Raw genomic sequence first — 19739 nt, forward strand, 5'->3', positions numbered from 1 at the left:
AACTGATGCCCGACCGTGCCCCGCTGGACCCCGTCACCGCCCGCTGGATTCCCTGGGTGGTGGCCATCGCCTTCTTCATGCAGTCGCTCGACGGCACCATCCTCAACACCGCGTTGCCGGCCATGGCCCGCTCCCTGGCGGAGGACCCACTGCGCATGCAGGGGGTGATCATCGCCTACATGCTCACCGTGGCCCTGCTGATCCCGGCCTCGGGCTGGATCGCCGACCGTTTCGGGACCAAGCGCATCTTCTTCAGCGCGATCCTGCTGTTCAGCTTCGGCTCGCTGCTCTGCGCCATGGCCAACAGCCTGGGCTTCCTGATCCTGGCCCGGGTGATCCAGGGCCTGGGCGGCGCGCTGATGCTGCCGGTCGGGCGGTTGGTGGTGCTGCGCGCCTACCCACGCACCGAGTTGGTGCGGATCATGAGCTTCATCACCATCCCCGGCCTGCTCGGCCCGCTGCTCGGCCCGACACTGGGCGGTTGGCTGGTGGAGATCCTCACCTGGCACTGGATCTTCCTGCTCAACCTGCCGGTGGGTGCGCTGGGTTGCTACGCGGTATGGAAGTTCATCCCCGACCTGCGCGGCGCCGAACGCACCAGCTTCGACGGCCCGGGCTTCCTGCTGTTCGGCGCGGCGATGGTGCTGATCACCATCGCCATGGAGGGCCTGGGCGAACTGCACCTGCCGCACCTGCGGGTGATGCTGCTGCTGTTCGCCGGCATGGCCTGCCTGGCCGCCTATTGGCTGCGCGCCGGGCGTGATCCAGAGCCACTGTTCTCGCCCTCGCTGTTTCGCGTGCGCACCTTCGCCATCGGCATCCTCGGCAACCTGTTCGCCCGCCTGGGCAGCGGTGCCCTGCCCTTCCTCGTGCCCTTGCTGCTGCAGGTGGCGCTGGGCTATTCGCCGGCCCAGGCCGGCATGAGCATGATCCCGCTGGCAGCGGCGGCAATGGTTGCCAAGTCCATCGCCCGGCCACTGATCGAACGCCTGGGATACCGCATCGTGCTCACCGGCAACACCCTGCTGCTGGGCCTGCTGCTGGCCAGCCTGGGGCTGGTCGACGAACAGACACCCTATACCTTGCTGCTGGCGCAACTGGCGCTGCTGGGGGCGGTGAACTCGATGCAGTTCACCGCGATGAACACGGTGACCCTGATCGACCTCGACGACGCCAGCGCCAGCAGCGGCAACAGCCTGCTGTCGGTCGTAGCTCAGTTGTCGCTGAGCCTGGGCGTGGCCTGCGCCGGCGCCTTGCTTGGCGGCTTCACCGCAGCCGGCAGCGCCGAGGGTGTGGAAAGCACACTGGGCGCGTTCCAGCTGACCTTCGTGACCATCGGTGTGATGGCCATGCTGGCGGCGGCGATCTTCCTGCAACTGGCGCCGACAGACGGAAGGCGCGCCCGTCGTCCGGAACATCACGTCGAGTCGTAGGGCGAATGGCCACGAGGCTGGTAGACTGTGCGGCATTTTTCGCTTCGCACCGCAGGCCCGCCTCGTGACCGTTGAAACCACCGCCTTTGCCACCCTCCCGCTGTCCACCGCCATGCTGGCCAACCTGGACGCCCTGGGCTATGCCTCGATGACCCCGATCCAGGCCCAGAGCCTGCCGGTCATCCTCAAGGGCCAGGACCTGATCGCCCAGGCCAAGACCGGCAGCGGCAAGACCGCCGCCTTCGGCATCGGCCTGCTCAACCCGATCAACCCACGCTATTTCGGCTGCCAGGCACTGGTGCTGTGCCCGACCCGCGAGCTGGCCGACCAGGTGGCCAAGGAGCTGCGCCGCCTGGCCCGCGCCGAGGACAACATCAAGATCCTCACCCTGTGCGGCGGCGTGTCGCTCGGCCCGCAGATCGCTTCGCTGGAGCACGGCGCGCACATCATCGTCGGCACCCCGGGGCGCATCCAGCAGCACCTGGACAAAGGCACCCTGGTGCTCGACGGGCTCAACACCCTGGTGCTCGACGAAGCCGACCGCATGCTCGACATGGGTTTCTTCGACGCCATCGCCAGCATCATCGGCAAGACCCCATCGCGCCGCCAGACCTTGCTGTTCTCCGCCACCTACCCGGCTGGCATCGAGCAGTTGGCCAAGGATTTCATGCGCCAGCCACAGCAGGTCAAGGTCGAGGCACTGCACAGCGACAACCAGATCGAGCAGCGCTTCATCGAGATCGACCCGCAACAGCGTCTTGAAGCCGTGACCCGCGTGCTCGGCCACTACCGCCCACAGTCCTGCGTGGCGTTCTGCTTCACCAAGCAGCAATGCGAGGACCTGGTCACCCACCTGACCGCCAAGGGCATCGTCGCCCAGGCCCTGCACGGCGACCTGGAGCAGCGCGACCGCGACCAGGTGCTGACGATGTTCGCCAACCGCAGCAGCTCGGTGCTGGTGGCCACCGATGTGGCCGCCCGCGGCCTGGACATCGACGGCCTGGACCTGGTGATCAACGTCGAGCTGGCCCGTGACGCCGAAATCCACGTGCACCGCGTCGGTCGTACCGGCCGTGCCGGCGAGAAAGGCGTGGCGATCAGCCTGGTGGCCCCGGCCGAAGGCCATCGCGCCCAGGCCATCGAGGACCTGCAGAACAAACCGCTGCGCTGGGAGCAGCTGGACAACCTCAAGAGCAAGGGCGGCGAGCCGCTGCTGCCGACGATGACCACCCTGTGCATCGGCGCCGGGCGCAAGGACAAGCTGCGCCCGGGCGACATCCTCGGCGCGCTGACCGGCGATGCCGGGCTGCCGGGCAAGCAGGTGGGCAAGATCGCCATCTTCGACTTCGTGGCGTTCGTCGCCGTGGAACGGGCGGTGGCCAAGCAGGCCATGCAGCGCCTGAACAGCGGCAAGATCAAGGGCCGCGCCCTTAAAGTCCGTATCGTTTGATGTGATCTGGGGCCGCTTTGCGGCCCTTTCGCGACGCAAGGCCGCTCCCACAAGGTCCTGCGTACACGGTTCCCTGTGGGAGCGGCCTTGCGTCGCGATAGGGCTGCGCAGCAGCCCCAGACTCTCCAAGAGGTAATTTCGTGCACTCCACCGACGTGATCATCCTCGGCGCCGGCGCCGCCGGCCTGATGTGTGCCCTGCTCAGCGCCCAGCGCGGGCGCCGGGTGCTGGTGCTCGACCACGCCAACAAGCCGGGCAAGAAGATCCTCATGTCCGGCGGCGGGCGCTGCAACTTCACCAACCTGTACACCGAGCCCGCCAACTTCCTCTCGCACAACCCGCACTTCTGCAAGTCGGCGCTGGCCCGCTACACCCAGTGGGACTTCATCGAGCTGGTGTGCAAGCACGGCGTGCCGTACCACGAGAAGAAGCTCGGCCAACTGTTCTGCGACAACAAGTCCAGCGACATCCTCGACATGCTGCTGACCGAGTGTGACAACGCGGGCGCCGAATTGCGCATGAACACCAGCATCGAACAGATCGACAAAGCCGAGGCCGGCTACACCCTGCAGACCAGCGCCGGGCCGTTCGCCTGCCAGTCGCTGGTGATCGCCACCGGCGGCCTGTCGATCCCGACCTTGGGCGCCACCGGTTTCGGCTACCAGGTCGCCCGCCAGTTCGGCCATGAACTGCTACCGACCCGCGCCGGCCTGGTGCCGTTCACCATCACCGAGCCCCAGCTCAAGGCACTGTGCACCGAGTTGTCCGGCACCTCGCTGGATTGCGTCGCCAGTTGCAACGGCACGAGCTTCCGCGAAAACCTGCTGTTCACCCACCGTGGCCTGAGCGGCCCGGCGATCCTGCAGATCTCGTCGTTCTGGGAGGCCGGCGACACGGTCGAGATCAACCTGCTGCCCGACCGCGATGCGCTGGAGTGGCTGCTGGGCCAGCAGGTCGAACGCCCCAACAGCGAACTGAAGACCGTGCTGGGCGAGGTGTTCACCCGCAAGCTGGCCACCCTGCTGGCCGAGCAGTGGTTCTTTTCGAAACCCCTGAAGCAGTACACGCCGGCAGAATTGACCCAGATCGCCGAGAAACTGTCGGCCTGGCAGGTGGTGCCAGCGGGCACCGAGGGCTATCGAACCGCCGAGGTCACCCTGGGAGGCGTGGATACCCGCGAAGTGTCATCCAAGACCATGGAGTCGCTGAAAAGCCCGGGGCTCTACTTCATCGGCGAGGTGCTGGACGTGAGCGGGCACCTGGGCGGTTTCAACTTCCAGTGGGCCTGGGCTTCGGCCAACGCCGCGGCGCAGTTCGTGTAGAGTAGAATCCATTCAGCAGCACGGAACGCTTCTTGCTGGTCTGTGCTCGGAGTGCCATTTCGGGGCTGCTGCGCAGCGGCCCCAGACGGCCTCGAAGCTACTCAACCGATCTCAGCCCAGGGCCATCATGTCATCGAGCTCGTTCCGCCATTCATTGCGTCGCCTGTGGGGCCAAGACAAGTTCAGCTACGCCATCCGCGTGACCATCGCCCTCACCGGCAGCATGGCCTGGTGCTGGTACCAGAACGAGATGAGCCTGCTGATCCCGCTGTTCCTCGGCATCATCGCCAGCGCCCTGGCCGAGACCGACGACGGCTGGCAGGGCCGCCTCAGCGCCCTGGCCGTCACCCTGGTGTGTTTCGCCATCGCCGCCCTGTCGGTGGAGCTGCTGTTCCCCTACCCCTGGATCTTCGCTGGCGCCCTGGCCCTGGCGGCCTTCGGCCTGACCATGCTCGGGGCACTGGGCGAGCGCTACGGCGCGATCGCCTCGGCGACGCTGATCCTGTCGGTGTACACCATGATCGGTGTGGACCAGCGCGGCGGCGAGGTCAGCGACTTCTGGCACGAACCCTTGCTGCTGGTGGCTGGCGCGGCCTGGTACGGGTCGCTGTCGGTGCTGTGGCAGGCGCTATTCTCCAACCAGCCGGTACAGCAGAGCCTGGCCAAGCTGTTCTACGAGCTGGGCAGCTACCTCAAGCTCAAGGCCAGCCTGTTCGAACCGGTGCGCACCCTCGACGTCGAGGCCACGCGCCTGGAACTGGCCAAGCAGAACGGCAAGGTGGTGGCCGCGCTCAACGCCGCCAAGGAAATCATCCTGCACCGGGTCGGCAACAGCCAGCCCAATTCCAAGGTCAGCCGCTACCTCAAGCTGTATTTCCTGGCCCAGGACATCCATGAGCGAGTCAGCGCTTCACACTACCCCTACAACGCCCTGACCGACGCGTTTTTCCACAGCGACGTGATGTTCCGCTGCCAGCGCCTGCTGCGCAAACAGGGCGCGTCCTGCCAGGAACTGGCCCGGTCGATCCGCCTGCGCCAGCCATTCGTGCTGGCCAGCGGCTACCCCGAGGCCCTGGAAGACCTCAACGCCTCGTTGGAACATCTGCGTATCCAGAGCAACCCGGCCTGGCGCGGCCTGTTGCGCTCGCTGCGGGCACTGGCGGCCAACCTGGCGACCCTCGACCGCCTGCTCAGTGCCGCCAGCAACCCCGACAGCCTGGCCGACGCCAGCGACAGCAGCCTGCTCGACCGCTCGCCACGCACATTGAAGGATGTCTGGACGCGCCTGCGTACCCAGCTGACCCCGACCTCGCTGCTGTTCCGCCATGCCCTGCGCCTACCCCTGGCGCTGTCGATCGGCTATGGCATGGTGCACCTGATCCACCCGACGCAGGGTTACTGGATCATCCTCACCACCTTGTTCGTCTGCCAGCCCAACTATGGCGCCACCCGACGCAAGCTGGTGCAGCGGATCTTCGGCACGGCCATCGGCCTGACCGTGGGCTGGGCGCTGTTCGACCTGTTCCCCAACCCATTGATCCAGTCGGCCTTCGCCGTGGTGGCCGGGGTGGTGTTCTTCGTCAACCGCACCACCCGCTACACCCTGGCCACGGCGGCGATCACCCTGATGGTACTGTTCTGCTTCAACCAGATCGGCGATGGCTATGGCCTGTTCCTGCCGCGCCTGTTCGACACGTTGGTCGGCAGCCTGATCGCCATTCTCGCGGTGTTCCTGTTCCTGCCCGACTGGCAGGGCCGGCGCCTGAACAAGGTGTTGGCCAACACCCTGGCCTGCGCCAGCCAGTACCTGCGCCAGATCATGCAGCAGTACGCCCACGGCAAGCGCGACGACCTCGCCTACCGCTTGGCCCGGCGCAACGCGCACAACGCCGATGCGGCGCTGTCGACCACCCTGGCCAACATGCTCATGGAGCCGGGGCACTTCCGCAAGGAGGCCGATGTGGGCTTCCGCTTCCTGGTGCTGTCGCACACCTTGCTCAGCTACCTCTCGGGGCTGGGGGCGCACCGCGACACGGCACTGCCGGCCGAGGTCCACGAGCAACTGATCGAAGGGGCCGGGCAAGCGCTGGCCGCAAGCCTGGACGAGATCGCCAATGGCCTGGCGGCGCGGCTGCCGGTGGCGATCCACAGCGATGCCGAGGAGGCCCTGGCCAACAGCCTGGAGCAGATGCCTGAGGAACTGGATGAGCATCAACGCCTGGTGCAGACCCAACTGGCGTTGATCTGCCGGCAGTTGGGGCCGTTGCGCACACTGGCCGGGCATTTGATCAAGGAAGGCGAACCGGCCTGATTTGGTTATTGTCTGTACTGGCCTCTTCGCGGGTAAACCCGCTCCCACAGGTTTATCGAAAACGCTGTGGGAGCGGGTTTACCCGCGAAGAGGCCGCCACAGGGTGCTGGGATCAGAAGCCATGCTGGCGCAACAACCGGTCATAGCTCCCGTCGGCCTTCATCGCCGCAATGGCCTTTTCGAAGCGCTTGACGATCTGCTGGTGCTCGGGGTGCTTGAGGCTCACCAGGATGTGCAGGCTATTCTCCGCCAGCGGCGGTTCGACGAAAGCCACCGCGTCACGCACCTGCGGCGGCTCGCGCTGCAGGTTGTAGCGCGCCACATATTCGTCCTCCACCGCCAGGTTGACCCTGCCCGCTGCCAACATGCGCACTGCCGACGAAAAGCTGCGCACCGGCACCTTGTTCAGCCGGGTATCAGTGTCGAAAGCCGGTGAATAGGCGTAGTCACGCACCACGGCAATGCTATAGGGGTAGAGGTCGGCGAGTTTCTGGTAGCCGAAGGTTTCACCTTCGTGCTTCAGCAGGCGGATGCGGTTGGTGAGGTAGGCACCCGAGAACTGGCCGATGCGGGTGCGCTCGTCATTGAACCACGCATTGATCAACACGTCGTAGCGCCCTTCCCCCACCCCCATCAGCGCCCGGGCCCAGGGCACCTCTTCGAACTCGGTGGCATAGCCGGCACGCGTGAGGGCAGTGGTGACGATATTGGTCGCCAGGCCACCGCCGGGCATCCCGCTATCGGTGAAGGGCGGCCAGCTGTCCGCCACCAGGCGCAGCTTCTCGAGGCCGAAGGCCGGAGCTGCGCACAACACACTCAGCAATCCAAGAACGCAAAGCAGTGGCCGCATGCTCAAGTCCTTTCGCAGTGGGGGGCACACGCTGGAAATGGCGATCTTCGCTACAGACCTTGCACATTACACAAAGCCTGCGGCCGACGGCAGCGGCAAGTAATATCAAATAGCCTCTATTTTGGTCGAACTACAGGATCCTCAGTGCTGCAAGGCCTGGTAAGCGTAGCAAGCGATCTGTGCGTCCTGGACCGCGACACCGGTCAGGTCCGCCACGGTCAACTGGTCGTCACTGGCGCGCCCCATGCTGGGATTGTCGAGCAAGGTACCGAGTTCCAACAAGCGCGAGCGTTCGAGCAACCCGACCTGCAGCGCATGGGAGACTTCGCCGTACTGGCTGCATTGGCTGAGCGAGTCGACCACGACCTTATCGGCCTTCGCCACCAGGCATGCAGCGAGCTCCTGCTTGCCAGGCGCATCGGCGCCGACCGCAGTGATATGGGTACCGGGCCGGACCCAAGCGCGTTCGAGCAGGGCTTCGCGCGAAGGCGTTGCAGTGATGATGAGGTTCGCGGCCTCTGCCACGACCCGCGGCTCACGTTCCAGGCGCACCGTGAAACCCAGCCGCTCGGCGAAATCACGGTAACTGGCCAGCCCAGCTTCGCTGCGGCCCCAGACACTCAACTCGCGGCAGGAGGTGACCGGCATCAGTTGCTCAAGCTGCATGCGTGCCTGGGTGCCGGTGCCCAGGATGCCAATGCGCTCGACCTGGCGTGGCGCCAGCAACCGCGCCACGATGCGCCCGGCCAGGGCGGTGCGCATGCAGGTCAGCCAGCCCTGGTCGGCCAGCAGAGCCAACGGTTGCCCCGTGCGCGCGCTGAACACCAGCACCAGGCCGTCGTTGCTTTCCAGGCCCTGCGCGGGATTGTCGTAGAAACCCGTGGATACCTTGACGGTGAAGGTATCGCCGCCTTCGAGGTAGGCGGACTTCACGCAGCAGTCGCCATTGGCCTGGGCAAACATGAAAGCCTGCACGGAGGGCACCTGGACCCGCCCCTGTGAATAGGCCACGAAGCCCTGCTCCAGCCTGCGCACGGCCTCGTCGAGGTCCAGGTTGGCGATGATCGCGTCACGTTCATGGATTTTCATGCGATGGCCTCGAGGAAGGTCTCCAGCTTCACGTTGCGCCCGCACAGGATCACCGCCACTTTCTTGCCCTGGTAGTCCCCCGCGACCTGCTTCATGCCTGCCAGGGCCACCGCGGCGGCACCCTCGATGATCCAGCGCTCACAAGCGGCGGCGTCACGCATGGCCTGCTTGATTTCATCCTCACTGACCAGCACGGTTTTCTTCAGCAGCCGCTGGAGAATCGGGAAGGTTACGGCGTCCTGTTCCACGCCTCCGGCGGTCCCATCGGACAGCGTGGGCTGCTCCTCCATGTCGATGATCCGACCAACTTCAAGCGAGCGCTGCAAGGTCGGCGCATTGGCCGGCCAGCAGCCGATGATTTCGGTCGAAGGGGACAACTTGTGCAAGGCGGTGGCGATGCCGGACACCATGCCGCCGCCACCCACGGCGACGAACACCGCGTCCAGGTCCGGCGCCTGGTCGAACAACTCCATGCCGATGGTGCCCTGCCCGGCGATCACGTCCAGGTCGTTGTAGGGCGAGACGAACGGCTTGCCCTGGCGCTCGGCTTCGCGGCGGGCCTGCACTTCGGCGCCCAAAGAGTCGACGTCCAGCACCGACACCTCGGCGCCGAGCTGACGCATGGCGTCAATCTTCACCGGCGAGGCCTCATGGCTGACATGCACGGTCACCGGCACGCCAAGGAGCTGCCCGGCCAGCGCCAGCCCCTGACCATGATTGCCGGAAGAGGCCGCGATTACGCCCTTGGTACGCTGCTCGGCATCCAGCAGCCGCAGCTTGTTGCTGGCGCCGCGAAACTTGAAGGAGCCGGTGAGCTGCAGGTGTTCGCACTTGAGGTGTACCTCGCATCCCGTCATCGCCGAAAGGCCAGGGCTACGCGTCAGCGGCGTCACCGGCACCTGGGGGCGCAGGGCGGCATGGGCCAGGTGGATGGACTGGTACAGTTGATCGAGCGCAATGTCGTCGATTGCCACGGGTGGATGCTCCTGGGTCAGACGGCGGGTGCAGGCCGCCATCAATGGAATAAAAATCCACCGTAGAATATTTTTCCACAAAGCACAAGCCAGCACCGGACCACCGACGTGCAGGCCTCAGGCCTCCCGGGCAATCTTCACGTACTTGTAGATCGTCGCCCGGCCCATGCCCAGGACATTGGCCACGTAGTCGTAGGCGCTGCCGCCGCGGAAAGCCCCTTCACCGTGCAGCGCCTCCACCAGCTCGCGCTTGTGCTCGCGGGTGAGGCCATCGAGGCTCAAGCCACGCTCCCTGAGCCAGCCATGCAGGAAGGTGTTGATGCGCTCCTGCCAATCGTCGCGGAACAGCACGTCGGGCTGGGGCAGCAAGCGGCTGGCCTGGAAGAACAGGTCCAGCGCCTGCTTGGCCTGCTCCAGCACCGAAACGTTGAAATTGATGCACAGCAGCGCCTCAGGCACCCCGGCGTCATCGACCATGACGCTGCTGATCGAGCGAACTTTCTGACCGTTCCAGTTGAGTTTTTCGTAGGGCCCCAGCGGCGTGGCAGCACTCAGTTCGCCCGGCAGGTCTTCGAGCGCCGAGTCGTCGCCCAGTTGCCGCTTGGAGATGTTGTTGGCGATATGCACCACCGTCTGGCTGCGCAGGTCGTGGACCACGACTTCGGCGTGGGGGAACAGCAGGGTGGCGACACCATCGGCCATGGCGGCGTAGTTGCTGAAACGTGCGTTGATGGCCTTGGCAGACATCGGAACATCCTGAAAATGGGGTGTGGGGTAAAGATTCGGCACGGCCCCTGTAGGAGCGGCTTCAGCCGCGAAGCAAGCGACGCGAATGGCACCGGCTGAAGCCGCTCCTGCAGAGACTGCGCCCCGCTCAGGGGTAGCCCAGCACTTCGCGGATCTGGCGCAGATGCTGGATGATCCACTGCTTGTCGATGGCGCCCCAGTCACGGATGCGGTAATGCCCGGCATGGTTGCGCGCCCCGGCCTGCTGCTCGAACTCGCAGACGATGTCCAGGTCGGCCAGGGCGGTGATGGTGTCCTGGGCGGTACGCCGCGGCATGCCGGTGGCCTCCATCAATGCCGGTACGCTGGTGGCGGTCTGGCTGTCGATCAGCCAGGCTACGTACAGTCGGCGGTAGAAGCTGCTGCGGGTCTTGCTCACTTCCGTGGTCATGGGGTGCTTGTCCCTCAGGTGTTGCCCGGCAGCTCCCGATAGGTCAGGTAGACGCGCAGGTCGAATTCCAGTTGGTGGTAGTCCGGTTCCATGTGCTGGCAGAGCTGGTAGAACGCCTTGTTGTGGTCGCGCTCCTTCAGATGCGCCAGCTCATGCACCACGATCATGCGCAGGAACTGCGGCGCAGCCTCCTTGAACAGCGAGGCGACGCGGATCTCCTTCTTCGCCTTGAGCTTGCCACCCTGCACCCGCGACACCGCGGTGTTCAGCCCCAACGCGCGATGGGTGAGGTCCAGGCGGTTGTCGAACAACACCTTGTCCAGCGGCGGCGCGCTGCGCAGGTACTGTTGCTTGAGGTCCTGGGCGTAGGTGTACAGCGCCTTGTCGTTCTGCACCGCGTGACGCTCGGGGTAACGCTGCTGCAGATAGTCGCCCAGGCGTTGGCTGGCGATCATCTGGCGCACCTGTTCCTGGAGGTGAGGCGGGTAGGCTTGCAGATAGCGAAGTGCGGTCATGGCGGGTGGGTCGGACTGGGAAGACGCGAGTGTAGCCAATCATGGGGTCCAGGGGAAAATCGGCGGAAAACCACTGGCATCGCTGGCAGTCATCGGGCGGGCGACCAGGAACCCCTGCACATAGGTGCAACCGCTACTCTTGAGCCAGTCGGCCTGGGCTTTGGTTTCCACGCCCTCGGCGATCACCGTGATGCCATAGTCGGCGCACAGGCCGATGACACTGCGGGCCATGGCGATGTCCGCCGCCGACTCCGGCAGCCGCGCCACCAGGTGGCGGTCGATCTTCAACGTGTCGATGGGCAGGTCGCGCAACATGCGCAACGAGCAGTCGCCAGCGCCAAAATCATCCAGCGCTACACGAATGCCCAACTCACGCAGACGATGCACCTGCTTCACTGCGGCGTCGATGTTGTACATCAGCGAAGTTTCGGCCACCTCCACTTCCAGCTGGGCCGGCTGCAAGCCATGCTCGTCGAGCACCCGCGCCAGCTCGTCGGCCAGGCCCGGCATGGCGAACTGCGCCCGGCTGAGGCTGACCCCCAGGACCAACTGCGAACCGAAGCGCTCGCCCCACTCCCGGCGTTGGGCGGCGCCCTTGCGATAGATCCAGCTGGCCAGGCTGTTGATCAACCGCGCCTCTTCCAGCAGCGGGATGAACAGCCCGGGCGGCACATCGCCGACGCTCGGGTGCTGCCAGCGCAGCAGGGCCTCGAAGCCACGCAGGCGACCATCGGCAAAGGCGACCTGGGGCTGGTAGACCAGCGTGAAGTCGTTCTGCTCGATGGCTTCACGCACACTGTCTTCGAGCATCAATCGCGAACGGGCGCGGCCATTGAGCTCTTCGTCATAGAAGCGATATTGCTGGCGCCCGGCTTGCTTGGCCGCGTACATGGCAGCGTCGGCCGCGCGCAGCAGCCCTTCGACGTTTGCGCCGCAGTCCGGGTAGGTGGCGATACCAATGCTCACGCCGAGGCTGACTTCCAACCCATCGAGTTGCTGGAAGCTGGACATCCGTTCGAGCAGTTTCTCGGCGTAGCGTCCGGCTTGTTCCGGGTAGGGCAAGCCGTCGAACAGCGCAGTGAACTCGTCCCCGCCCATGCGCGCGAGCAGCGCCTCGCTGCCCAGGCAGTCCTTGAGCTGCTCGGCGACCCAGCGCAACACCTTGTCCCCGGCTTCATGTCCGAGCAGGTCGTTGATTCGCTTGAAACCGTCCAGGTCCATGTACATCAGGGCGCGGACCTTGTCGGAGCGCTCGTTGCGCATCAGCGCGCCCTCGGCGGCCTGGTAGAAACCACGGCGGTTGAGCAGGCCGGTCAGCGGGTCGGTGACCGCCTGGTATTCCAGTTGCTGGTGCAGACTGCGCACCACCGACATGTCCAGCACCGTCACCACCATCGCCCGCTGCTCGGCGGGCAGCGGCGCGCAGGACAGCGCCACCGGTATCAGCTGGCCGCTGACGGTGCGTAACTGCGCGTCGTGGACCCGGAAGATCTGGCGCTTGAGGTACGCCTGGTAAAAGTCCGACTCATGCCACAGGTTGGCGCATGGCAACTGGATGAGGTCCAGCACATGCGCGCCCTGCAGCTTCTCCACCGGTGTGTCTAGCAGGCGCGAGATGGCCGGGTTGGCGAAATTGATGGTGCCCGACTCGTCCACCACCAGGATGCCTTCGGCCGCGTTCTCCAGGATCGAGGCATTGAAGGCCCGGGCCGACTCCAGCTCACGGGTCAGGCTCTGCAACATGCGCCGGTTGCGCTGTTGCTCGAGCAGCGCCTGGACTTTCGGCTTGAGGATCTGCGGGTCGAACGGTTTGAACAGGTAGTCCACCGCACCATTGGCGTAGCCCTTGAGCACGGCGGCCTCGGACTGTTCATTGGCGGTGAGGAAAATGATCGGCGTCAGCCGGGTGCGTTGGCTGCCGCGCATCAGCCGGGCGACTTCGAAACCGTCCATCTCGGGCATCTGCACGTCGAGCAGCACGAGATCGACTTCGTTTTCCAGCAGGGCACTCAGGGCTTCCATCCCTGAACTGGCGGTCAATACCTGCCAGTCCTGGCGGGACAGCAAGGCCCGCATGCTGATCAGATTCTCCGGATAATCGTCTACGACGAGCAGAACCGAGCGATTGTCCGGTGGTTGAGTGTGAGCGACATCCATGCTGCTTCTCTTGTTAGGCCGATTACGACGAGCCATTGGATCCGATCTTTACTCTAGACTCGGCGACCGAAGACGCAACGCGTGCAGATGGCTATAAGCCATCGGAAGTGATGTTAGCCGACTAACGGTATCAGCGCGGCGCGAGCGCGCCACGGACGCTCTTACCGGGAAAAAGACTGCCATGATCAGCGGGCACAAAAAAACCCGCATCGCTGCGGGTTTTTTCGTGACGCGGCGCCGGATCAGTTGATCTTGGCGGCCAGTTCGCCCTTGGCGTAGCGCTGGAACATGCCTTCCAGGGAGATCGGCTTGATCTTCGAGGCATTGCCGGCGGTGCCGAAGGCTTCGTAGCGGGCGATGCACACGTCACGCATGGCCTTGACGGTCTCGCCGAAGAACTTGCGTGGGTCGAACTCGCTCGGGTTCTGCGCCATCAGGCGACGCATGGCGCCGGTGGAGGCCAGGCGCAGGTCGGTGTCGATGTTGACCTTGCGCACGCCGTACTTGATGCCTTCGACGATTTCTTCGACCGGCACGCCGTAGGTCTCTTTGATGTCGCCACCGTACTGGTTGATGATCGCCAGCCACTCTTGCGGCACCGAGGACGAACCGTGCATCACCAGGTGAGTGTTGGGGATGCGCTTGTGGATTTCCTTGATACGGTCGATCGCCAGCACGTCACCGGTCGGTGGCTTGGTGAACTTGTAGGCGCCGTGGCTGGTGCCGATGGCAATGGCCAGGGCGTCCACCTGAGTTTTCTTGACGAAGTCGGCGGCTTCTTCCGGGTCGGTCAGCATCTGGCTGTGGTCCAGCACGCCTTCGGCGCCGATGCCGTCTTCTTCACCGGCCATGCCGGTTTCCAGCGAGCCCAGGCAGCCCAGTTCGCCTTCCACCGAAACGCCGCAGGCGTGGGCCATGGCAACGGTCTGCTGGGTGACGCGAACGTTGTACTCGTATTCGGTCGGGGTCTTGCCGTCTTCGCCCAGCGAGCCGTCCATCATCACCGAGCTGAAGCCCAGCTGGATCGAGCGCTGGCACACGTCAGGGCTGGTGCCGTGGTCCTGGTGCATGCACACCGGGATGTGCGGGAACTCTTCGATGGCCGCCAGGATCAGGTGGCGCAGGAATGGGGCACCGGCGTACTTGCGGGCACCGGCGGAGGCCTGGACGATGACCGGAGAGTCGGTCTTGTCGGCGGCTTCCATGATAGCGCGCATCTGCTCGAGGTTGTTGACGTTGAAAGCCGGTACGCCGTAACCGAACTCGGCGGCGTGGTCCAGCATCTGGCGCATGCTAATGAGTGCCATTGTGTATCTCTCTCCCGACAAGCGTCGTTGTTTCGTGCAAGCCTGCCGCAGGGGCGGTTGCTGTTCAAGTAGTGTGGGCCATCCATGCGGCCCGGCCAGTCACGGTGCCTTGCAGCCCCGCCCAATCAGATCGTTGGTCGCCACCCAGTACACCAGGCCCTCATTGCCTTTGGTGTGCAGGGCCAGCACGCCATCGCTGTACAGCGCGCCCGAGGCGCCCGGCTCGGACTTGAGCCGGTAGACCTGGTCGCCGCCACCGAGGCGCACGTCGACCGCATCCTGTTTCGCGTCTGTGAAACGCCACAGCACCTCGGCCTGGCTGTCGCAGACCCAGCGGGTCCAGTTGTCCGCCGGGGCGGGTTGGGCAGGTTGCAGCATCGAGCAGCCTGCCAGGGTCGCCAGGGCCAACGCGGCCAGAAGCGCTTTCATTCTAAAAACCTCGTTGGAGGCCGTTGCGCGGCCCCAATGTCCAAGACCACGAAACCCGCTTTAGGTTGCCCGCCACCCGATCAAGGGCAGCCCGCCGCCTTGCGCTGGTGCTCGTCGTCGTACTTTTCCAGGCCATCCGGGCCCAGGCGCTTGTTGATCACCGGCGCCGTCTCCGCCTGCCACTGGGACTGGTAGCAGCCGCCCTTGGGCGGCTGCGCCGGATCTGCGTCGCTGCCGGGGTTGCTGGCGCAGGCGCCCAGCAACACGGCCACGATCATCACAGGCAATTGCTTGACCATCAGGTCGCTCCCTTTGCCAGGCGCCGTCAAAATCAGGCCTTGGCCCGCTCTTCCAGGATTGCCACCGCTGGCAGGACCTTGCCCTCGACGAACTCGAGGAACGCGCCACCACCGGTAGAAATGTAGGAGATATCGGCACCAACGCCATACTTGTCGATGGCCGCCAGGGTGTCACCGCCACCGGCGATGGAGAACGCGGCGCTGTCGGCGATAGCCTTGGCCAGCACCTTGGTGCCGTTGCCGAATTGGTCGAACTCGAACACACCTACCGGACCGTTCCACAGGATAGTCTTCGAGGTCTTCAGCAATTCGGCGAACTGCTCGGCGGTTTTTGGACCGATGTCGAGGATCATGTCGTCGGCAGCCACGTCGGCGATGGCCTTTACAGTGGCTTCGGCGTCTTCGGCGAATGCCTTGGCAACCACCACATCGACCGGCAGCGGCACGCTGACCTTGGCGGCGATGGCCTTGGCAGTCTCGACCAGGTCAGGCTCGTACAGCGACTTGCCGACCGGGTGACCGGCGGCGGCGAGGAAGGTGTTGGCGATGCCGCCACCGACGATCAGCTGATCGCACACCGTACTCAGGCTGTTCAGCACGTCCAGCTTGGTGGAAACCTTGGAGCCGGCGACGATGGCGGCCATCGGCTTGGCCGGGGCCTTCAGGGCCTTGCCCAGGGCATCCAGCTCGGCAGCCAGCAGCGGGCCTGCGGCCGCGACCTTGGCGAACTTGGCAACACCGTGGGTGGAACCCTCGGCGCGGTGGGCGGTGCCAAAGGCGTCCATGACGAACACGTCGCACAGGGCAGCGTACTTCTGCGCCAGCTCGTCGGCGTTCTTCTTCTCGCCCTTGTTGAAGCGCACGTTCTCGAACAGCACCAGGTCACCGGCCTTCACTTCGACGCCGTCGAGGTAATCGGCGACCAGCGGCACGTCGCGGCCCAGGGCCTTGCTCAGGTAAGCGGCGACCGGCTTCAGGCTGTTCTCTTCGGAGAACTCGCCTTCGGTCGGGCGGCCCAGGTGCGAGCAGACCATTACCGCCGCGCCCTTTTCCAGGGCCAGCTTGATGGTCGGCAGCGCTGCCAGGATACGCGCATCGCTGGTTACCACACCGTCCTTCACAGGCACGTTGAGGTCTTCGCGGATCAGTACGCGCTTACCTTGCAGGTCGAGGTCGGTCATCTTCAACACGGTCATGAATGCAGTCCTTCAGGGCTGTTTGCTGCGGGTGGGGTGGACGACGTGCAGAAAGTGTTCGGCAACGTCGAGCATACGGTTGGCGAACCCCCATTCGTTGTCGAACCAGGCCAGCAGGTTCACCAGCCGAGGGCCGGAAACGCGGGTCTGGCTGGCATCGACGATGGCCGAATGCGGGTCATGGTTGAAATCACAGCTGGCATGGGGCAGCTCGGTGTAAGCCAGCAGGCCTTTCAGCGGGCCGTCCAGAGCGGCCTCGCGCAGCACCCGGTTGACTTCCTCGGCGCTGGTGTCGCGGGAGGTCTGCAGGGTGATGTCCAGGCACGACACGTTGACGGTGGGTACACGTACCGCTTTGGCCTGGATTCGCCCGGCAAGTTCCGGCAGCAGGCGTTCGATGCCGCGCGCCAGGCCCGTGGACACCGGAATCACCGACTGGAACGCCGAACGGGTGCGGCGCAGGTCTTCGTGGTGGTAGGCGTCGATCACCGGCTGGTCGTTCATCGCCGAGTGGATGGTGGTGATCTGCACGTACTCGATGCCGAAGGCCTGGTCCAGCACACGCAGCAGCGGCACGCCGCAGTTGGTGGTGCAGGAGGCGTTCGACACCAGCAGCTCATCGCCGCTCAGGCAATCCTGGTTCACGCCGTAGACCACCGTGGCATCGACGTCCGCCTCGCTGGCCATGGGCTGGGAGAACAGCACCCGGGGCGCGCCGGCGTCGAGGAAACGCTGGCCGTCGGCCCGGGTGTTATAGGCACCAGAGCACTCCAGCACCAGGTCGATGCCCAGGGCGGCCCAGTCGATGCCTTCGGGGGTGGCGCTGCGCAGCACTTTCACGCAGTCACCATTGATATGCAGACAGTCGCCGTCGACCTTCACCTCGCCGGGGAAACGCCCGTGGGTGGAGTCGAAGCGTGTCAGGTATTCAAGGCTGGCCTGGTCGGCCAGGTCGTTCAGCGCGACGATCTCGAAACCGGCCTTCGCCCCTCGCTCAAACAGCGCGCGCAGGACACAGCGGCCGATGCGGCCGTAACCGTTGAGTGCAACTTTGTAGGGACGCGGATGGGGCATTCGGGACTCACGGAACAGATCAATTGTCGGCAACCTGCGGGATTTGCGGTGTGGCATTCGCGGGCAAGCCCGCTCCCACAGGGTGCAGTGACCACTGTGGGAGCGGGCTTGCCCGCGAATCTGGGCGACACCGCCCGCAGATCCTTACATCAGTCTTCCAGCAGCTCTTCGGCGGTGCCCAGGATGTTGTCCAGGGTGAAGCCGAATTCCTCGAACAGCGCGGCGGCCGGCGCCGACTCACCGTAGGTGGTCATGCCGATCACGCGGCCTTCCAGGCCGACGTACTTGTACCAGAAGTCCGCATGAGCGGCTTCGATGGCGATGCGCGCACCGACTTGCAGTGGCAGTACCGACTGCTTGTAGGCGGCGTCCTGGGCGTCGAACACGCTGGTGCTCGGCATCGACACGACACGGACCTTGCGGCCCTGTTCGGTCAGCTTGTCGAACGCCTGAACGGCCAGGCCTACTTCGGAACCGGTGGCGATCAGGATCAGCTCAGGCTCACCGGCGCAGTCTTTCAACACGTAACCGCCGCGGGCGATATCGGCGATCTGCTGGGCGTCGCGTGGCTGATGCTGCAGGTTCTGGCGCGAGAAGATCAGTGCCGACGGGCCATCTTTACGCTCCAGGGCGGCTTTCCAGGACACGGCGGATTCGACCGCGTCGGCCGGGCGCCAGGTGTCCAGGTTCGGTGTGCTGCGCAGGCTGGTCAGCTGCTCGATCGGCTGGTGGGTCGGGCCGTCTTCGCCCAGGCCGATGGAGTCGTGGGTGTAGACGTGGATCACGCGCTGCTTCATCAGCGCCGACATGCGTACCGCGTTGCGGGCGTACTCCATGAACATCAGGAAGGTCGCGCCGTACGGGACCAGACCGCCGTGCAGGGCGACACCGTTCATGATCGCGGTCATGCCGAACTCGCGCACGCCGTAGAACACGTAGTTGCCGCTGGCGTCGTTGGCTTCGACGCCTTTGCAACCTTTCCACAGGGTCAGGTTGGAGCCGGCCAGGTCGGCCGAGCCGCCGAGGAACTCAGGCAGCAGTGGGCCGAAGGCGTTCAGGGCGTTCTGGCTGGCCTTGCGGCTGGCGATGGTTTCGCCCTTGGCGGCGACTTCCGCGATGTAGGCAGCGGCTTTCTCCGAGAAGTCGGCCGGCAGTTCGCCGCTCAGACGACGCTTGAGCTCGCTGGCCAGTTCCGGGAAGGCGGCGGCGTAGGCGTCGAAACGCTTGTTCCACTCGGCTTCGACCTTGGCGCCTGCTTCCTTGGCATCCCACTCGGCCTTGATGTCGGCCGGGATCTCGAACGGTGCGTGGTTCCAGTTCAGTTCCTTGCGGGCCAGGGCGATTTCGTCGTTGCCCAGTGGAGCACCGTGGCAATCTTCCTTGCCCTGCTTGTTAGGGGAGCCGAAACCGATGATGGTCTTGCAGCAGATCAGGGTCGGACGGTCGCTCTTGCGCGCGGTCTCGATCGCCATCTTGATCTCTTCGGCGTCGTGGCCGTTGACGTTGCGGATCACCAGCCAGTTGTAGGCTTCGAAGCGCTTTGGCGTGTCATCGGTGAACCAGCCGTGCACTTCACCGTCGATGGAGATGCCGTTGTCGTCGTAGAAGGCGACCAGCTTGTTCAGGCCCAGGGTGCCGGCCAGCGAGGCGACTTCGTGGGAGATGCCTTCCATCATGCAGCCGTCGCCGAGGAACACATAGGTGTTGTGGTCGACGATGTTGTGGCCTTCACGGTTGAACTGGGCGGCCAGCACTTTTTCCGCCAGGGCGAAGCCCACGGCGTTGGCCAGGCCCTGGCCCAGCGGGCCGGTGGTGGTCTCGACGCCTGGGGTGTAGCCGAACTCCGGGTGGCCCGGGGTGCGGCTGTGCAGCTGGCGGAACGACTTGAGGTCATCGATGGTGACGTCGTAGCCGGTCAGGTGCAGCAGCGAATAGATCAGCATCGAGCCGTGGCCGTTGGACAGCACGAAGCGGTCGCGGTCGGCGAAGCTCGGGTTGCTCGGGTTGTGCTTCAGGTAGTCGCGCCAAAGCACTTCGGCGATATCCGCCATACCCATGGGGGCACCTGGGTGGCCGCTGTTGGCCTTTTGCACGGCATCCATGCTGAGGGCACGAATGGCGTTGGCACGTTCACGACGGCTGGGCATCGCTGAGTC

General features: G+C 65.0%; 17 protein-coding genes. 4 read left to right on the plus strand and 13 right to left on the minus strand.

What is annotated here, in order from left to right; translation table 11 throughout:
• Positions 1–5: 5 nt before the first annotated feature.
• The 4 genes from mdtD (at position 6) to yccS (ending at position 6516) form a co-directional block, all read left to right on the plus strand.
• Positions 6–1433, plus strand: coding sequence for a multidrug transporter subunit MdtD (mdtD, locus tag JYG34_RS23595; protein WP_213658579.1), 1428 nt, complete (start codon positions 6–8; stop codon positions 1431–1433).
• Between the two features lie 112 nt (positions 1434–1545).
• Complete coding sequence (dbpA, locus tag JYG34_RS23600) at positions 1546–2883, plus strand: ATP-dependent RNA helicase DbpA (protein WP_249746300.1); 1338 nt, start codon at positions 1546–1548, stop codon at positions 2881–2883.
• A 140-nt stretch (positions 2884–3023) separates the two neighbouring features.
• On the plus strand, positions 3024–4205 hold the full coding sequence (locus JYG34_RS23605) for an NAD(P)/FAD-dependent oxidoreductase (protein ID WP_213658581.1): 1182 nt from the start codon (positions 3024–3026) through the stop codon (positions 4203–4205).
• 127 nt (positions 4206–4332) lie between these two features.
• Complete coding sequence (gene yccS / locus JYG34_RS23610; RefSeq protein WP_213658582.1) at positions 4333–6516, plus strand: YccS family putative transporter; 2184 nt, start codon at positions 4333–4335, stop codon at positions 6514–6516.
• A gap of 112 nt (positions 6517–6628) precedes the next feature.
• Here the strand turns inward: yccS and JYG34_RS23615 are convergent, their stop codons facing one another.
• The 13 genes from JYG34_RS23615 to tkt form a co-directional block, all read right to left on the minus strand.
• Positions 6629–7366, minus strand: a complete 738-nt coding sequence (locus JYG34_RS23615) for a substrate-binding periplasmic protein (protein WP_213658583.1) — start codon at positions 7364–7366, stop codon at positions 6629–6631.
• 141 nt (positions 7367–7507) lie between these two features.
• A complete protein-coding gene (locus JYG34_RS23620) occupies positions 7508–8455 on the minus strand; it encodes an ornithine cyclodeaminase family protein (protein ID WP_213658584.1) in 948 nt (315 codons plus the stop codon).
• The gene (locus tag JYG34_RS23625; protein WP_434011154.1) at positions 8452–9429 is read right to left on the minus strand and encodes a threonine/serine dehydratase; all 978 of its coding nucleotides are present in this window, start codon (positions 9427–9429) and stop codon (positions 8452–8454) included. Before JYG34_RS23625 ends, JYG34_RS23620 begins: the two co-directional genes overlap by 4 nt.
• A gap of 117 nt (positions 9430–9546) precedes the next feature.
• On the minus strand, positions 9547–10176 hold the full coding sequence (locus JYG34_RS23630; protein WP_213658586.1) for a helix-turn-helix transcriptional regulator: 630 nt from the start codon (positions 10174–10176) through the stop codon (positions 9547–9549).
• 127 nt (positions 10177–10303) lie between these two features.
• A complete protein-coding gene (locus JYG34_RS23635) occupies positions 10304–10606 on the minus strand; it encodes a winged helix-turn-helix domain-containing protein (protein WP_011536010.1) in 303 nt (100 codons plus the stop codon).
• A gap of 14 nt (positions 10607–10620) precedes the next feature.
• Positions 10621–11121 (minus strand): M48 metallopeptidase family protein, encoded by a 501-nt coding sequence (locus JYG34_RS23640; protein ID WP_213658587.1) that lies wholly within the window; start codon positions 11119–11121, stop codon positions 10621–10623.
• Positions 11122–11160: 39 nt separating this feature from the next.
• Positions 11161–13278, minus strand: a complete 2118-nt coding sequence (locus tag JYG34_RS23645; RefSeq protein ID WP_213658588.1) for a putative bifunctional diguanylate cyclase/phosphodiesterase — start codon at positions 13276–13278, stop codon at positions 11161–11163.
• A gap of 242 nt (positions 13279–13520) precedes the next feature.
• Positions 13521–14585 (minus strand): class II fructose-bisphosphate aldolase, encoded by a 1065-nt coding sequence (gene fba, locus JYG34_RS23650; protein ID WP_011536013.1) that lies wholly within the window; start codon positions 14583–14585, stop codon positions 13521–13523.
• Positions 14586–14684: 99 nt separating this feature from the next.
• Positions 14685–15014 carry an MliC family protein gene (locus tag JYG34_RS23655; RefSeq protein ID WP_213658589.1) on the minus strand — a complete coding sequence of 110 codons (330 nt, stop codon included), beginning with the start codon at positions 15012–15014 and terminating at the stop codon, positions 14685–14687.
• 80 nt (positions 15015–15094) lie between these two features.
• Entirely contained in the window at positions 15095–15346 is a 252-nt protein-coding gene (locus JYG34_RS23660) for a hypothetical protein (protein WP_434011792.1), read from the minus strand.
• Positions 15346–16509: a phosphoglycerate kinase gene (locus JYG34_RS23665; protein ID WP_213658591.1), complete on the minus strand. Its 1164-nt coding sequence runs from the start codon at positions 16507–16509 to the stop codon at positions 15346–15348. Before JYG34_RS23665 ends, JYG34_RS23660 begins: the two co-directional genes overlap by 1 nt.
• A 12-nt stretch (positions 16510–16521) precedes the next feature.
• Entirely contained in the window at positions 16522–17583 is a 1062-nt protein-coding gene (epd, locus tag JYG34_RS23670) for an erythrose-4-phosphate dehydrogenase (protein WP_213658592.1), read from the minus strand.
• A 149-nt stretch (positions 17584–17732) separates the two neighbouring features.
• The gene (tkt, locus tag JYG34_RS23675) at positions 17733–19730 is read right to left on the minus strand and encodes a transketolase (protein ID WP_213658593.1); all 1998 of its coding nucleotides are present in this window, start codon (positions 19728–19730) and stop codon (positions 17733–17735) included.
• Between the last annotated feature and the right edge of the window lie 9 nt (positions 19731–19739).

Origin of the sequence: Pseudomonas entomophila, from assembly GCF_018417595.1 — a bacterium.
In the GTDB taxonomy this organism is placed as follows: Bacteria; Pseudomonadota; Gammaproteobacteria; order Pseudomonadales; family Pseudomonadaceae; genus Aquipseudomonas; species Aquipseudomonas entomophila_C.

Excerpts from the sequence above, each read along its gene's own strand:
- mdtD (WP_213658579.1), top strand. The coding sequence starts at position 6 with ATGCCCGACCGTGCCCCGCTGGACCCCGTCACCGCCCGCTGGATTCCC.
- dbpA (WP_249746300.1), top strand. The coding sequence starts at position 1,546 with ATGCTGGCCAACCTGGACGCCCTGGGCTATGCCTCGATGACCCCGATC.
- yccS (WP_213658582.1), top strand. The coding sequence starts at position 4,333 with ATGTCATCGAGCTCGTTCCGCCATTCATTGCGTCGCCTGTGGGGCCAA.
- JYG34_RS23615 (WP_213658583.1), bottom strand. The coding sequence starts at position 7,366 with ATGCGGCCACTGCTTTGCGTTCTTGGATTGCTGAGTGTGTTGTGCGCA.
- JYG34_RS23620 (WP_213658584.1), bottom strand. The coding sequence starts at position 8,455 with ATGAAAATCCATGAACGTGACGCGATCATCGCCAACCTGGACCTCGAC.
- JYG34_RS23630 (WP_213658586.1), bottom strand. The coding sequence starts at position 10,176 with ATGTCTGCCAAGGCCATCAACGCACGTTTCAGCAACTACGCCGCCATG.
- JYG34_RS23635 (WP_011536010.1), bottom strand. The coding sequence starts at position 10,606 with ATGACCACGGAAGTGAGCAAGACCCGCAGCAGCTTCTACCGCCGACTG.
- JYG34_RS23640 (WP_213658587.1), bottom strand. The coding sequence starts at position 11,121 with ATGACCGCACTTCGCTATCTGCAAGCCTACCCGCCTCACCTCCAGGAA.
- JYG34_RS23645 (WP_213658588.1), bottom strand. The coding sequence starts at position 13,278 with ATGGATGTCGCTCACACTCAACCACCGGACAATCGCTCGGTTCTGCTC.
- fba (WP_011536013.1), bottom strand. The coding sequence starts at position 14,585 with ATGGCACTCATTAGCATGCGCCAGATGCTGGACCACGCCGCCGAGTTC.
- JYG34_RS23655 (WP_213658589.1), bottom strand. The coding sequence starts at position 15,014 with ATGAAAGCGCTTCTGGCCGCGTTGGCCCTGGCGACCCTGGCAGGCTGC.
- JYG34_RS23665 (WP_213658591.1), bottom strand. The coding sequence starts at position 16,509 with ATGACCGTGTTGAAGATGACCGACCTCGACCTGCAAGGTAAGCGCGTA.
- epd (WP_213658592.1), bottom strand. The coding sequence starts at position 17,583 with ATGCCCCATCCGCGTCCCTACAAAGTTGCACTCAACGGTTACGGCCGC.
- tkt (WP_213658593.1), bottom strand. The coding sequence starts at position 19,730 with ATGCCCAGCCGTCGTGAACGTGCCAACGCCATTCGTGCCCTCAGCATG.